The organism is Psychrobacter sp. A3 (assembly GCF_028823565.1).
Classification (GTDB): Bacteria; Pseudomonadota; Gammaproteobacteria; order Pseudomonadales; family Moraxellaceae; genus Psychrobacter; species Psychrobacter celer.
The window spans coordinates 1-14,885 of record NZ_JAPEHS010000062.1; the positions used below are offsets into that span (position 1 = coordinate 1).

Annotated in this window: 10 protein-coding genes and 2 pseudogenes; 2 read left to right on the top strand and 10 right to left on the bottom strand. The window is 48.5% G+C overall.

Features of this window, described 5'->3' with window-relative positions; all coding sequences use genetic code 11:
• Nucleotides 1–121 precede the first annotated feature (121 nt).
• The 5 genes and pseudogenes from folC to NK638_RS09035 form a co-directional block, all read right to left on the bottom strand.
• Entirely contained in the window at nt 122–1,489 is a 1,368-nt protein-coding gene (gene folC / locus NK638_RS09015; RefSeq protein ID WP_274632753.1) for a bifunctional tetrahydrofolate synthase/dihydrofolate synthase, read from the bottom strand.
• Between the two features lie 162 nt (nt 1,490–1,651).
• Nucleotides 1,652–2,629: an acetyl-CoA carboxylase, carboxyltransferase subunit beta gene (gene accD / locus NK638_RS09020; protein ID WP_274632754.1), complete on the bottom strand. Its 978-nt coding sequence runs from the start codon at nt 2,627–2,629 to the stop codon at nt 1,652–1,654.
• Between the two features lie 357 nt (nt 2,630–2,986).
• Nucleotides 2,987–3,767 (bottom strand): annotated as a pseudogene (gene trpA / locus NK638_RS09025) (tryptophan synthase subunit alpha).
• A gap of 130 nt (nt 3,768–3,897) precedes the next feature.
• Nucleotides 3,898–5,172: a tryptophan synthase subunit beta gene (gene trpB, locus NK638_RS09030; RefSeq protein WP_226941092.1), complete on the bottom strand. Its 1,275-nt coding sequence runs from the start codon at nt 5,170–5,172 to the stop codon at nt 3,898–3,900.
• A gap of 163 nt (nt 5,173–5,335) precedes the next feature.
• Nucleotides 5,336–6,007: a phosphoribosylanthranilate isomerase gene (locus NK638_RS09035; RefSeq protein WP_274632755.1), complete on the bottom strand. Its 672-nt coding sequence runs from the start codon at nt 6,005–6,007 to the stop codon at nt 5,336–5,338.
• A 245-nt stretch (nt 6,008–6,252) separates the two neighbouring features.
• Here NK638_RS09035 and NK638_RS09040 point away from each other — a divergent pair, with 245 nt between their 5' ends.
• A complete protein-coding gene (locus NK638_RS09040) occupies nt 6,253–7,857 on the top strand; it encodes a cryptochrome/photolyase family protein (RefSeq protein WP_274632756.1) in 1,605 nt (534 codons plus the stop codon).
• Nucleotides 7,858–7,874: 17 nt separating this feature from the next.
• Here NK638_RS09040 and NK638_RS09045 read toward each other — a convergent pair whose 3' ends face one another.
• A complete protein-coding gene (locus NK638_RS09045; RefSeq protein WP_274632757.1) occupies nt 7,875–8,654 on the bottom strand; it encodes a DUF4230 domain-containing protein in 780 nt (259 codons plus the stop codon).
• Nucleotides 8,655–9,439: 785 nt separating this feature from the next.
• On the opposite strand from NK638_RS09045, the pseudogene NK638_RS09050 reads away from it, so the two are divergent.
• A pseudogene (locus tag NK638_RS09050) lies at nt 9,440–11,157 on the top strand (proline--tRNA ligase).
• Between the two features lie 95 nt (nt 11,158–11,252).
• On the opposite strand, the gene queF reads toward NK638_RS09050, so the two are convergent.
• The 4 genes from queF to NK638_RS09070 all read right to left on the bottom strand — a co-directional run.
• Nucleotides 11,253–12,122, bottom strand: coding sequence for an NADPH-dependent 7-cyano-7-deazaguanine reductase QueF (queF, locus tag NK638_RS09055; RefSeq protein WP_274632758.1), 870 nt, complete (start codon nt 12,120–12,122; stop codon nt 11,253–11,255).
• A gap of 84 nt (nt 12,123–12,206) precedes the next feature.
• Complete coding sequence (locus NK638_RS09060) at nt 12,207–12,947, bottom strand: ABC transporter permease (RefSeq protein WP_274632760.1); 741 nt, start codon at nt 12,945–12,947, stop codon at nt 12,207–12,209.
• Nucleotides 12,948–12,994: 47 nt separating this feature from the next.
• Nucleotides 12,995–13,957, bottom strand: coding sequence for an ABC transporter ATP-binding protein (locus NK638_RS09065; protein ID WP_274632759.1), 963 nt, complete (start codon nt 13,955–13,957; stop codon nt 12,995–12,997).
• A gap of 320 nt (nt 13,958–14,277) precedes the next feature.
• Nucleotides 14,278–14,885: c-type cytochrome (locus NK638_RS09070; protein ID WP_446739826.1), on the bottom strand; the 608-nt coding region annotated here is incomplete at its 5' end.

Below are 14,885 nucleotides of genomic sequence, written 5' to 3' on the forward strand. Positions count from 1 at the left end.
CTTGCGTGCTGCGTTCCCAGAGGCTGCGCAACCTACGTTTAAAAACAGCATCCCAGTAGCGCTATGACATTTTTACAGTGTATCGACTATAATTAATCACGGGTCGTCACTTCATCGATTATCACTGATCGGTGGTCAATGCTGCTAATGCCTCACCGATGGTATGAAACGAGCCACACACCACGATGAGGTCCTGTGCACCGCTCGCTTGCATCACCGCCTGCGTCGCATCTTTTAATCTGTCAAACTGATGTATCTGCGTCTGCTCGACATGGCGAGACAGGACGCTGTATAAATGCTCGGTACTCGCGGCACGTGGATAGTCAATCTCCGCGATAAACCACTCGCTGATCGGCAAGCCAGCTTGGCTTAAGCGCTGGACGACATGGTCGATATCTTTATCACCTAACATAGAAAACAGCATTTTGATGCTGGCAGGTTGGCTGCCGCTGTGACTGTCTTTAGACTCGTGCTGCTCGGCGAGGTGCTGCTGCCAAAGCGGTACAAGCTGCGCCAATAAAAACTCGACACCTTGCTCATTGTGCGCCACATCAAATAGCCAATGACGCTGCTGGGTATGGCGGTAATCAAACCGTCCTGCCAGCTTGACTGTCTGCAGCGCCTGCTCGATGGCACTGATATCGATATCTAATGGACTGGCTAGCACAGCCGATAAGGCATTGGCAGTATTCATAAGCGACAATGCTGGGCGTGGTAGCTGCATCGTGACAGCGGCATTGCTATACTGCCATGTAGCTGAGTCGAGGCTTTGGTAAGCAAAGTCCTGCTCGACCTGATAGCAGCGCGCTTGATGCTGATCAATCGCCTGCTGCACGCTATCTGGCATCGTAGTCGCCCCATAAATCAGTGTGATATCCTCACGCAAGATACCTGCCTTTTCGCGTCCGATATCCTCGACATTGTCGCCCAACCAATCGATATGGTCGATACCGATATTGGTAATCACCGCCATGTCAGGATCGATGATATTGACCACATCCAAGCGACCGCCCAGCCCCACTTCTAATACCCATACCGCGCAGTTTGCTTCGGCAAATATCAATAATGCAGCAAGTGTCGTCATCTCAAAGAACGACAATGTCAAATCGCACTGCAGCCGCGCTGCCTCTACCTTACCAAAGGCATTGATTAAGGTCTCATCGCTGACCATCTCGCCATCGATACGCACCCGCTCATTAAAAACGCTTAAATGCGGTGATTGATACAGCGCCGTTTTATACCCTGCCGCTTGGCACATTTGTGCAATCACTGCGGTCGTTGAGCCTTTACCATTGGTGCCCGCTACAGTAAATACATAAGCATCGTTTTTGGCGGACTGTACCAACCCTAGCGCCTCAGCCACTGGCAACACGCGCGACAACCCCATGTCAATTGCCGATACATGGATCTGCTGCATATAATTGAGCCATTCGGTCAAACTAGACTGGTTATCGGGCGTACTTGAGGTAGCAACTAAGGAGTCAGACATGAAGAAAACCTATCAAAAAAGAATCAAATAAAAACTGAAGACAGTATATAACTACCCAGCCAAAAAACAAAAATAGCATTTACCGTGATTGACGATAAATGCTATTTTTAAGAGCAGTTTTGTAGCTGTGCCTATGCGATAAGCGCCATAACCGGTGCGGCGTTACGCATCCACATTGGTGACGTGACACAGTTTTGCCAGCAGACGATAAATGGTATCGATCAGCTGATGACGATGCACCACTTCATCCACCACCCCATGCTCTAACAAAAACTCAGCGCGCTGAAACGGCTCTTCTAAGGTTTCGCGTACCGTCTGCTCGATCACGCGCTTGCCAGCAAAACCAATCATCGCTTTTGGCTCTGCCAAATGAATGTCTCCTAGCATCGCCAGCGAGGCTGTCACACCGCCATAGACGGGATTGGTCAACACCACAATATACGGTACGCCCGCCAATCGCAAGCGCTCAATCGCAGCGGCGGTGCGCGCCATTTGCATCAACGACAGCAAGCCTTCTTGCATACGCGCGCCGCCTGAGGCTGCAAAACAGACCAGTGGTATTTTTTCCTCAAGGGCTCTTTCAGCGGCTTGTACAAAACGATCGCCAACCACTGAACCCATCGAGCCGCCCATAAAACGGAAATCAAAGGCACAAGTGACAATGTCTAGATTGCGCAGCTTGCCATACATCACGATCAGCGCTTCAGACTCGCCTGTCTTGTCTTGTGCTTCGCTCATACGCTGTGGATACGGCTTACTATCGACGAAGCTCAATGGATCTTTTGCATTGAACTCTTGCCCCAGCTCGCCATCTACTTGATCGAGCAGCCAGTTTAGACGCTCACGAGCGCTCATCGGTAGATGATGGTCACAATGCGGGCACACGTAACAGTTAAAAATCAGCGCGGTATTGGTAATCATCGAGTGGCAGTTGCTACACTTGGTCGATGGCTCAGTCTCAACCGCAGTCAATGGAGCGGTCAGTTGCTGCTTAATACCAGGTATTGGGCGATTAAACCACGATTGGCCAGCAGCATTACCGTTTTTTTCGGCGCTGGGTTTGTCATTTGCGGTTTTTTCGATATTGTTTGGAGTTGTCATATCAGCTTTGGTTATTGTATCAGTCATAGTATTCGCCATTATCAAAGGCTTACAGGCAAGTTGGCTCGTTTACTTGTCCCTAAGAGTCCATTTATAAAATCAATTTAATCGTCACAGCACTCGATGATATAAGCCATCAGCGGGTACGCTCATGCGAGACGGTCACAATTTATATGTGAGGTTAGTTTACACACGTAAACTAACTTTAGCAAAGCCATTTCGTACTGTCTTTATAGACATTGTTATTATAAACCCTGTTACAACAAACCTTGTCATTCGTCCAACGCGCCGTCGCCTCAGCTCATCACCCCTAGGGACACCTTGAACAACTCACCGCTTACCTATGATACCATCCGTTAAACTGTCAAACTGTCAAACTGTCAAACTGTCAAACTGTCAAACTGTCAAACTGTCTAAAGCACCGCGCAGCTCGTCCATTTTTGCCATGATTTTTTGTTGAGCATTGGCCACTGCCGCCGCATCACTAGCATCGATATCGGCGAAGTTTTGTACCAGCGCACTACCAACGATAATCCCATCAGCATGCTGTCCGATCGCTTTGGCAGAGGCCGCATCACGGATACCAAAACCCACGCAGACCGGCAAATCGGTCTCTGCTTTGATGGCTTGTACTTGAATGGCGACATCATCGGTATCGAGCGTCGCTGAGCCCGTCACGCCTTTGAGCGACACATAATAAATATAGCCACCGCAGTGGGTCAGCACTTGCTCACGGCGCTCAGGCAAAGTGGTGGGCGATAATAAGAAAATCTCATTCATCGCGTGCTCAGTTAAATGCTGAGTAAACGACGCCTGCCTGCTCGCATAAGGTGACAAAATTATCATAACCGATGATCTCGACAGGGTTTAGATAACCCATCAGGATAATTGGCGTTTGCGTGTCTTGCTTGCGAAACTCTGCCACCATATTTAGCGCATCACGCGTACTAGTACCAGCTGCTAACGCGCGCTCGCCTGCCAAGGCAACAGTTGGCCCATCGGCCATGGGGTCAGAAAACGGCAAACCCACTTCGATCATATCTGCGCCGTGCTTGACCAAGTCATGCAATAGACCTACAGTCGTCGCAGGATTTGGATCGCCCGCCATCACATAAGGAATCAGGGCTTTTTTGTTTTGTGATTTTAAAGTTTCAAAGGTGCTTTCAATTCTAGTCATACTTTTAACTCGGGTCATAATCGTCTCTAAAATTAATAAAAACTGGCTACAGTGGCGCTTTATCATTCAATCAAAGAGCCACTCAATGTATGTCATCAACGTGGGTTTGTCGCAAAAACAATGCTCACCACTACAACGCAATCCCTTCTGCCTTCATCACTGAATGCAAGTCTTTATCACCGCGACCCGACATATTGACGACAATGCTCTGCTCAGGGGTCATGGTTTTCGCCAGTTTCAATGCATAGGCGACAGCATGCGCAGACTCTAATGCAGGTATGATGCCTTCTTTGCGCGTGACTTCATGAAAAGCGTGCAACGACTCTTTATCAGTGCAGCCGACATATTCGACGCGTTTCATGTCTTTTAAGAAGCTATGCTCCGGACCGACGCCAGGGTAATCAAGACCCGCTGAGATAGAGTGCGTCTCTTGGATTTGACCTTCATCGTCTGCCATCAGGTAAGTGCGGTTGCCATGCAGCACGCCGATGCGACCAGCGGCCAATGGCGCTGAATGGCGGCCAGTCTCTATACCATCACCCGTTGCTTCGACGCCATACATTTTAACGTCAGTATCGTTTAAGAAATCAAAAAACAGCCCAATCGCGTTTGAGCCACCACCAACACAGGCAACCAACGCATCAGGCAATTTGCCCGTTTTTTCTAAATGTTGAATACGGGCTTCTTTACCGATAATCGCTTGGAAATCACGTACCAGTAGCGGATAAGGATGCGGCCCTGCAACGGTGCCGATGATGTAATAAGTAGTGTCAACGTTGGTCACCCAGTCGCGCATCGCTTCGTTCATGGCGTCCTTGAGAGTGCGCGAGCCAGACGTCACTGGCACCACTGTCGCACCAAGCAGGCGCATACGATAGACGTTCATCTTTTGACGCTCGACGTCATCAGCGCCCATATAGACGATGCACTCTAAGCCTAGGCGCGCGGCAATTGTCGCTGTCGCCACGCCATGCTGTCCTGCGCCCGTCTCGGCGATGATGCGTTTTTTGCCGCACATCTTGGCAAGTAGTGCCTGCCCGATGGTATTATTGACCTTGTGTGCGCCTGTGTGATTGAGGTCTTCACGTTTAAAATAAATCTGCGCGCCGCCGATCTCATCACTCAGGCGTTTGGCATGATAAAGCGGGGTTGGGCGACCGACATAATTGACCAAATCATTGTGATATTCTTCCCAAAAAGCCGGATCAGCTTTGACTTTGGTGTATAAGGTTTCAAGCTCTTCTAATGCCGCCATCAGCGTTTCAGAAACAAAACGACCGCCATGGACACCAAAGTGTCCGCGTGCATCAGGGTATTGATTAAAGTCTTGCACATCTGCTGGATTGGTAAAGGTATTGATAGATTTTGCAGCATCAGATAGCGCTTTGTTTGAGGCATGACTCATGATAATTCCTACGATAAGTGGGGGCTTTTAATATAAAGATGAAGGAGATAAAGCGTCTAGGTTGCCGCCATATCGTCATATAACTAGGCGACAAGCAAAAATTCGGAATAACGAGCAAATAACAATATATAGACATCACATAGACACCAATATAGCAATTATCTTAAAGCCCGTCAGTGACCGTCTCGTTTTGCCATCGGTCACGTTTGACTGCCTTCATAAAGGCGCGCATTTTGGCAGCGTCTTTTTTGCCTTTAGCAGATTCGATACCGCCGCTGACATCGACGCCATAGATAGGTAAATCAAGTGTGCCTGCGACATTATCAGCAGCGAGGCCGCCGGCTAAAACAATCGGTAACGTGCTGCCCTGTGGTATCAAACTCCAATCAAAGCGCGCGCCCGTACCGCCGTATTTTTGCGGATGATAAGCATCGAGCAAGATACTACTGGCACCCATCGCGGCAAAGCTATCGATACGCGCGCGCACGCTAGCTGCCGTGTCTTGCTCGGCATCGATACGTAGCGCCTTGATCCAGCGTTTATTGACCGCGCTTGCCAGCTGCTGGCACTGCTCAGGCGTTTCGTCGCCGTGGAATTGAATGATGTCAAAAGATACATGGTTTGCCAGCGCCAGCAGCTCATCGTGAGTCATATTGACCACCAGTGCCACGACACTGACAAACGCCGGTACAGCGGCACTCAATGACTGCGCCTGTTTGGGCGTGACAGCACGCGGGCTTGGTGGGTAAAACACCAAACCAACCGCATCCACACCCAACTGCACAGCGGTCTGAACATCACTGAGCTGGGTAAACCCGCAAAACTTCACCTGCATTGTCTGACCTTAATTTGAAAGGCTTAAAAGATTTAATAGGTTCAATATCTACCCTAGTACTGAGCGTATATTGTACTGAGAGTCTGGTGCTCCCAATCTCGTTGTATCCCTTTTATATCGACCTGACGCTATGATGCTGATTTGTTACTTATCTGCCAAACCCATTGCATCAAAAAACTTATCCTAGCATACTTTTATTCATAGTTTTGTTTATGATTACGATTGATTGGTATAAGGATACTTGCATGTCTAAGACTGCGTCTGCTAATGGCGATAACGATGATAATACGGATATGAATATGCCGCATTATCTAATGTGGTTTCGCCGAGATTTACGACTGCATGACAATACAGCGCTGACGGCACTTTGCGAGCGCGCGCAGGCAGATCATGCGCGCGTCAGTGCGGTGTTTTTTTTGACGCCAGAGCAGTGGCATGCGCACGATACTTCCTTAGTACAGGTGGATCATATCGCCCGCACCTTGCCCATACTTGCCAAGGCGCTACAAGCGCAGCTAAACATCACGTTGACTGTACAACGTTGCCTCAGCTTTGCCGACTGTATCGACGCGCTCAGCATACTATGTCAGGACAATAATATCCGCTGTATCATGGCCAATCATGAGTACGAAGGCAATGAGATCGACCGTGATGAAAAATTAGCAAAGCAGCTAGCAAAAGACAATATCGAGTTTGTACGCTGGCATGACCAATGTATCTTGCCACCACAAAGCATCACCACCAATGATGGCGATAGCATGTATCAAGTGTTTACCCCGTTTTATAAAAAATGGCGGCATACTTTGGATATCAGCAACATACAAATGCATGAAGCCACCGCCATAAATAATAATAAAACCAAGCTAAAATTATTAAAAGACAGCGCCACCACACTACAAGACATCGAAGCATTGAGTAACAAGGTGGTCAGCACTTATCAAAAATCACGACAAAAAGCTGATTTATCGCAGCATCTCGATATGGATGCTCAATTAACAAAAGCCCGCGCCGCCTACCCTGCAGGCGAAACAGCTGCCTGTCAGCGTCTAAACGACTTTATTGCCAATGACATCGACGACTATGATATCAGCCGTGATACGCCTAGCCTCGAGGCCACCAGTCAGCTATCCGCCTACCTGACCATTGGCGTCATCAGTCCTAGATTATGCTATCTACAGGCAAGCCTAGCGCAAGAAAAACTACACGGCAATGATGGCGACAATGAAGACATCAATCGCTGGATAAGTGAGCTGGCATGGCGCGACTTTTATCGCCATGTGCTAGTGGACAAGCCGGCTCTTATCCGCCACAAGGCCTATAAAGAAGAGACAGATAAGAAGATTGATTGGTCGTATGACAAGGATGACCTTGAGGCATGGTGTACTGGCAAGACAGGTGTGCCACTCGTTGATGCGGCGATGCGCAGCCTAAATGCAACTGGCTTTATGCACAATCGCCTGCGTATGGTCACCGCGATGTTTTTGACCAAAGACTTGCTGATTGATTGGCGCTTAGGCGAGCGCTATTTTATGCAGCAGCTCATCGATGGCGACTTTGCCTCTAATAACGGCGGCTGGCAGTGGAGCGCCTCAACCGGTACAGACTCTGCGCCTTACTTTCGGATTATGAATCCCTTTAGCCAAGGCAAAACACATGACAAGGATGGCGTGTTTATCAAAACTTGGCTACCTGAATTACAAGATATTCCTGCCAGCATCTTGCATAGTGAAGACAAGATGCGTAAAGAGCTGGCAAAGGGTGGCAAGTTTGCTGATATCGACTACCCTGTGCCGATGGTCGAGCATAAAGCGGCTCGTCAGTTGGCCATTGCTGAGTTTAAAAAATCGTAATACAGTCGACTGACGTGCTACGAGGGCAACTGACACGCGCCCGCGCCTTGGGTGGTCACCGTCACCACCGCACCCGTCATGGCAAATAATTGCTGCAGCTGCGTCTGAGCGTTTTGCAAGGCAATATTCATCACATCACCGCGGCAGGCACGCTCTAGCACTTCTTTTTTTGCCATGGTCTGTGCTTGCGCAAGTATCTTTGGATCGACCTGCATCAACCCAAACGCGCCCGTCTGCCAGTCATAAATCTCAATATCATCCAGATATACTGAAAATATCTCTGACGGCGGTAAGGTGATATTGATTTGCGGCATCATAGCAGCGGTATTGACAGTTGTGGCCTGCGTGTCATTTTGGGCAGCTTTGCGCAGCGCTTCACTGTCAGTCGCTGGATCGGGCTGGATGACTTGCACCATCTCAGGCGTCAGCGCACTCAGATCGATCCCTGCATCGACGCGCCCGCGCGCGATAAACAGCCCCTTTTGTTCATCTTGCCACAGCTTCATCCAGCTGCCTTGCCGCTCGCTGGTAATCACCGTATCGACACTAAAGGCGACTGTCTGTAGGCGGTTTAACTGCTGAATTTGCGTCACCACGCCCTCACGGCTGATGGTTTCGATAGGCGCTTCTTCACTTGCCGGCGTCATACTATAGATAGCAAATGCCAGCGCGGCCAAACCAATCAGCAATATCAGCCACGACATAAAGGCAATGGGCTTTTTTGTTGATGGATTTGGCGCTGGATATTTGTTGTCGCGCGCGTTATCCGCAGGCGCTTTATTATCAGGATGATTCATTGACATCACCTTCAGTATTATCAGTTATATAGATCAGATGAGTCTCTTGGCGACAGCGACTTAACAGCGTTGTTTATTGCCTCGCTATTATCAAATCGTACTTTTATCTCGCTGCGCGATACCACTTGCCTATCTCATCCGCCTGTCTGTCTATAAATGCTATTAACTATAAATCTATAAATGCTACTAATCACCTATTACTTCAAGTAATAGCTACCAAGACGCAACATAACCTGCGACCAGATTATGAGTAAAAATACGCGCGCCATTTGCCATAAATCAGCTTAACACTGGTAAATAATCGAGTCTCAATAATCATCTGCCATTCTTTGACCGAAGTTACGGCTGAAAAAACAAAAAGTCATTGCGTCTTGGGCGAACTTTACCTAACATAGGCAGATTGTATTGATAAAATGTCGGCACAGATTTATTGGTCAAGTTTTTTGCAGGATAGGTTTTCATCACAGTTTTGGTGACTTGTTCAATTCCGATATGTCGCCGTCTACTCTATCGATACGTCAATCCAAATCTGCCCTTTTATTGTGAGAGCGGTTTTGTGACGATACTGCTTTACCAGTGTCTTGTTTACCAGTGTCTTGGCCGCAAAAGCGTAGTTGCCCGCGATTAGTGGTTAGAGACCAGTTGCGACACATTATCTACTAGGAAGCCCCTAGTTCATTGCTAAGTGATAAAGGTAAGCTTACGGCGTCCATGAAACGATAGCCCTATGCTCAACACCCCACTATTTCTTATTTTTTTATCGTTGATAAGGTTACGCTTTATTTATGAAAGCCAGTCAATTTTTATTTGCCACTCTAAAAGAAACCCCAAGCGACGCCGACATCGTCTCAAGCCAGTTGATGGTGCGCGCCGGTCTTATTCGCAAAATCGCCTCGGGGCTTTATATCTGGTTGCCCATGGGGCTACGCGTCTTGCAAAAGGTCGAACGTATTGTTCGTGAAGAGATGCAAAACATAGGCGCTCAAGAGGTCCTGATGCCGATGACGCAGCCCGCTGAGCTGTGGCAGACCACCGGGCGTTTTGATGACTATGGTCCTGAGCTATTGCGCTTTAAAGACCGTCACGATCGGGATTTTGTGCTAGGCCCGACGCACGAAGAGGTCATCACCAATCTGGCCCAAGGCGAGCTTCGCAGCTATAAGCAGCTACCGATTACCTTTTTTCAGATCCAAGGGAAATTCCGCGACGAGATTCGTCCCCGCTTTGGCGTGATGCGCGCGCGTGAGTTCAACACGCCTACTCGTTCCATGTCGATCAAGTTTCGCTCGCAAAGACTTATCATGATATGTATGAGGCTTATACGCGTATCTTCACCCGCTTAGGCTTAGACTTCCGTGCGGTACAAGCGGATACCGGCTCTATCGGCGGCTTTGCCTCGCATGAGTTTCATGTGTTGGCTGACAGCGGTGAAGATGATATCGCTTTTTCTGACTCCTCAGACTATGCGGCCAACGTCGAGCTTGCCGAATCTATCTCATTTAATATGGCTGAACGCCAACCGCCAAAGCAAGAGCGCGAAGACGTGCTCACCGAAGGCATGACCACTTGTAAGATGGTGGCGGAACACTTAGATATTCCGCTTGCCAATACCGTCAAAACCTTGATCGTCCATGGTCATAAAGAAGATGGCACACCGCAGCTGATTGCGGTGGTACTACGCGGTGACCATCAGCTTAATGCCATCAAAGCTGAGAAAATCGAAGAAGCCAACGTGCCATTGACCCTGGCCTCTGATGATGAGCTAAAAGCCGCTGGCCTGCATAAAGGCTATATCGGTGTGGATTTGGATATGCCGGTATTTGTCGATCGCTCAGCGGCGACCTTGTCAGACTTTGTGGCAGGCGCGAATAAAGTGAATAAACATACCATCGGCATGAACTGGGCACGTGACGCCAGCATTACGCGTATCGTTGATGTGCGTAATGTGCAAGAAGGCGACCCTTCTCCTGATGGTAAAGGCACGCTCAAAATCAAACGCGGCATCGAAGTCGGTCATATCTTCCAGTTGGGCGATAAATACTCGCAAGCGATGAACGCAACCGTCTCTGGTGAGGATGGCAAGCCTGTGACCATGATGATGGGCTGTTATGGTATCGGCGTCAGCCGTATCATCGCAGCAGCCATCGAGCAAAATAACGACGAAAACGGCATCATGTGGCCACAAACGCCGACCGTTGAGGACTCGATTGCGCCTTTTGAAGTTGCTATTATTCCGATGAAGTCTAAAGAAGAAACCGTCATGCAAACGGCCACCGCGTTATACGAAGAGCTAAAAGCTCAAGGCGTCAACGTATTGCTAGACGACCGTAACGAGCGTCCAGGGGTCAAGTTCGCCGATCTTGAGCTGATTGGTATCCCGCATCGCATCGTGGTTTCTGACCGTAATTTGGCCGAAGGTAAATTTGAGTACGTCAATCGCCGTGAATCGGAAAAACAAATGCTCAGCCGCGAAGAAGTCATGGCAAAAGTAAGTAGCAAATAGTTTTATTAGTACAAACCTATGCGACAAAAAGCGCCTGTCTTATTCAATAAGATAGGCGCTTTTTTGTATCAGCCAAGCTATTCTAAACGATGGCTCTATTGACGAATCAAACGACTCGGCGTCGGCAACAAGCTCATATCACTGACGCGGCAAGGATTGATATCGATACCGCCGCGGCGGGTGTACCACGCGCGAACCATCAATGCGCGTGGCTGATAGTGTTGGCTCAAGTCAGCAAATATTTGCTCGACGCACTGCTCATGAAAACCATTATGCTGACGGAAGCTTAAGAGGTAGCGTAGCATATTGGCCGTATGAATGGGCTGCTCCGTTGTGATTGACACAGCTAATGTACCCCAATCTGGCTGGTTGGTCACCGGACAGTTACTACGCAGCAAATTAGAATAAAAACGATAAGGCTGAGTGCCATCACTTATCACACTCTCACCACGCGCCTCTGCTTCATCACGCAGCAATGACGCATCGGGATGCGCACACAGTGTTACCTTCTCGCTACTATTTACCAAGGCATCATCAATACAGACGCCATCAGGCTGAGCAATGTGTAGCCCTGATGTCTCATCATCTAAGCGAAACAACTCAACGGTTACCTGAGCTTGCACGCAGGCTGATAAGTCTTTGGTTATCAGCGCTTGCACCTCGTCCCAGCTGGCAAACTCGGTAAAATTTAGGCTGTTTAAGTAAAGCTTCAACGATTTTGACTCGACAATAAATGGCGAGCTGGCAGGAATAGCAAAGCGCGCAATGGCAACTTGCGAGACGCCTTGCTTATTTAACCAAGACATCTCAAAGGCTTGCCACCAGTCCATCCCCACCGCTAATTTATCGTCTTGCCAACCAATCACGTCACGACCCAGACTGCGCGCAATCGGATATAGCGTCTCTGGACTATACTGCGTCGGATAATCGGTGGTTTGCTCACCTAAGATGCCATGTATGCTCATTTACTTTCCTACTATTTAATCGTTAAACCCTAACTGCTCAACCGACAGCGCTTTGGGCATCGCTATCGCTTCACACGCTGACCATCACAAGCGCACGCGTGAGCCATTATTCAACAAACGATAAATCGCCGCCATCGAGTACCAAACGTTGACATCAGAATACCCTAAGATGCCATAACGGAACGAATTCACCATATAGACAATCGGGTTCAATAACGAGATGTTTTGCCAAAACGGTGACAGATTCTCCATCGAATAAAACACCCCGCCAAGATAAGTAAGCGGCGTCAATACAAAGCTTGGAATGATAGAGATGTCATCAAACGAGCGAGCGAATACCGCGTTGATAAAGCCGCCCAATGAAAACAAAGTCGAGGTGCCAAGGACAGTAAACACCGTGACAAACAAGTGCTCGATACCCAAATCGGTAAAAAACAACGCCACAATCGAGACAATCAAACCGATCGCCAGCCCGCGGAAGATACCACCGCTGATATACCCCATCAAAATCGCGTGCTTGGAGACCGGTGAGACCAAAAGCTCCTCAATACTGGCGGTAAACTTGGCGCTAAAAAAGCTTGAGACAACGTTGGAGTAACTGTTGGTGATAATCGCCATCATGATTAGACCAGGCACGATAAACTGCATATACGGCACCCCACCCATCTCACCGACACGTGAGCCGATCATCTTACCAAAGATGACAAAATACAGGCTCATGGTAATGACAGGTGGCAGTAGGGTCTGCGGCCAGATACGTAGGATTCGGCGCACCTCTTTTAGCCAGATGGTACGAAAAGAGATCCATCTTTTATTCCACGACATGGTTTTGTGATAGTCGATGCTCTGATCTTGATCAACGGCCTTTTGACTCATAATCCCGCCTCCTTCATACTGTCTGCACTTTGAATGTTTTTTTCTACCAAGCGCATAAATAGCTCTTCTAAGCGGTTGGCTTTGTTGCGCATACTGGCCACCGTAATGCCTTGAGCAGATAATTGATTAAACACACCATTTAACGACTCGCCTTCTGTTAAGGTTACCTCTAGGGTCTGCTCATCTGGCTGCGACAACCCTGTCACCCCATCCAGCTCTAGCGGCTGGGTCAACGGGGTTTCAAGATCAAAAACAAATGTCTCTACCGATAGTTGAGCGAGCAAATCTTTCATTTCGGTATTGATGCGTATCTCACCATGATCCAAAATCGCAATGCGTTTACACAGCTGCTCTGCTTCTTCAAGATAGTGAGTGGTCAAGATAATGGTGGTTTTTTCTTCGATATTGATCTGCTGCATAAAATCCCACATAGATCGGCGCAGCTCGATATCGACCCCAGCCGTCGGCTCATCCAAAATCAATAGTTTTGGTTTGTGAATCAAAGCACGAGCAATCATCAGACGACGTTTCATCCCGCCAGATAGCTCGCGTGATTTACTGTTGCGCTTATCCCACAGCCCAAGCGCGGTCAACAAGCGCTTGGCTCTTGGACGAGCTTCTTTGGCCGGGATACCAAAATACCCTGCTTGCGTAATCAAGATATCTTGGACTTTTTCAAATTGATTAAAATTAAACTCTTGCGGCACCACGCCAAGATACTGCTTGGCCAGCGCTGGGTTTGCGAGCAAATCGGTGCCAAAGATTTCGACACTGCCAGTGGTGGGTTTAAAAAGTGAGCTAATAATGCCAATCATCGTTGACTTACCAGCACCGTTTGGCCCCAGCAGCGCAAAAAAACCACCCTGCGGGACGGTTAAACTGACATCTTTGAGTGCCGAAAACCCATTACCATAGGTTTTGGATAAATTCTGGATAGCAAGTGCTGGTACCTCAGACATGAATACCTCTTTATTGATTATCGATGTAAAAGCGTTTGAGAAGAGAAAAACAGCTAAATGAGACGATGTAATCTCATAAAATGAGGCTACTAGGGTCGGATTTCAACGGTGCTATACCAGAACCATCCGTTTGATAATACTCATCATAAAAAAAACGCCTACCTCATAAAATGAAATAGGCGAATTATAGGCTTTATACGTATAGCTTACAGATAAATATAGTTTGCGGCAAGTCGCTCACGACAAGTCAATAGACCGTGACAGGTTACGGATGCCTATTTAATCTACATCAGACACCCCAAGCCGATAAAAGCAACTGTTTAGCTTGCTTCATCAACCATATAATCGACAGCGTTTTGGACTTCTTCATCAGGGATATCCGCACCGCCTTTGGCAGGCATGGCGTTAAAGCCATTGATGGCATGGGTATATAGGGTGTCTTTACCTTTTGAGATACGTGGACCCCATGCGCCAGCATCGCCCAACATAGGTGAGCCAAGTAGGCCTGCACCGTGACATGTCTGACATACCGCATTATACACAGCTTTGCCGTCGCGAGGACCATCGCCAGCGGCTGGGCCAGCGGCGCGCGGGGTCACGTCACACACTTCGTCGTCTTCGAAGCAGACTTTGGCAACTGGCTGAATACGAGCAATCAAGTTTGGATATAGCGCGATCAGCTTTTGCACTTGCGGCGTATCTTGTGGAATCTCTTCTTCGGCGGCAGGTGCGGCAGCGGCAGTTTCTACTGCGTCATCTGCTTGACCATCTTCTGAGGCCGCAGCGTCAGTCGCAGCGTCGCCATCAGTGGTATCTGCAGCAGCTTGTGGGTCATCGCCCAACTGCTCAGGTGCGTTTTCTACCACTTCCTGCGCTTCTGCTACATCAGAGACAGTCACAGGCGTGTCGACAACACTTTCAGCTTGGC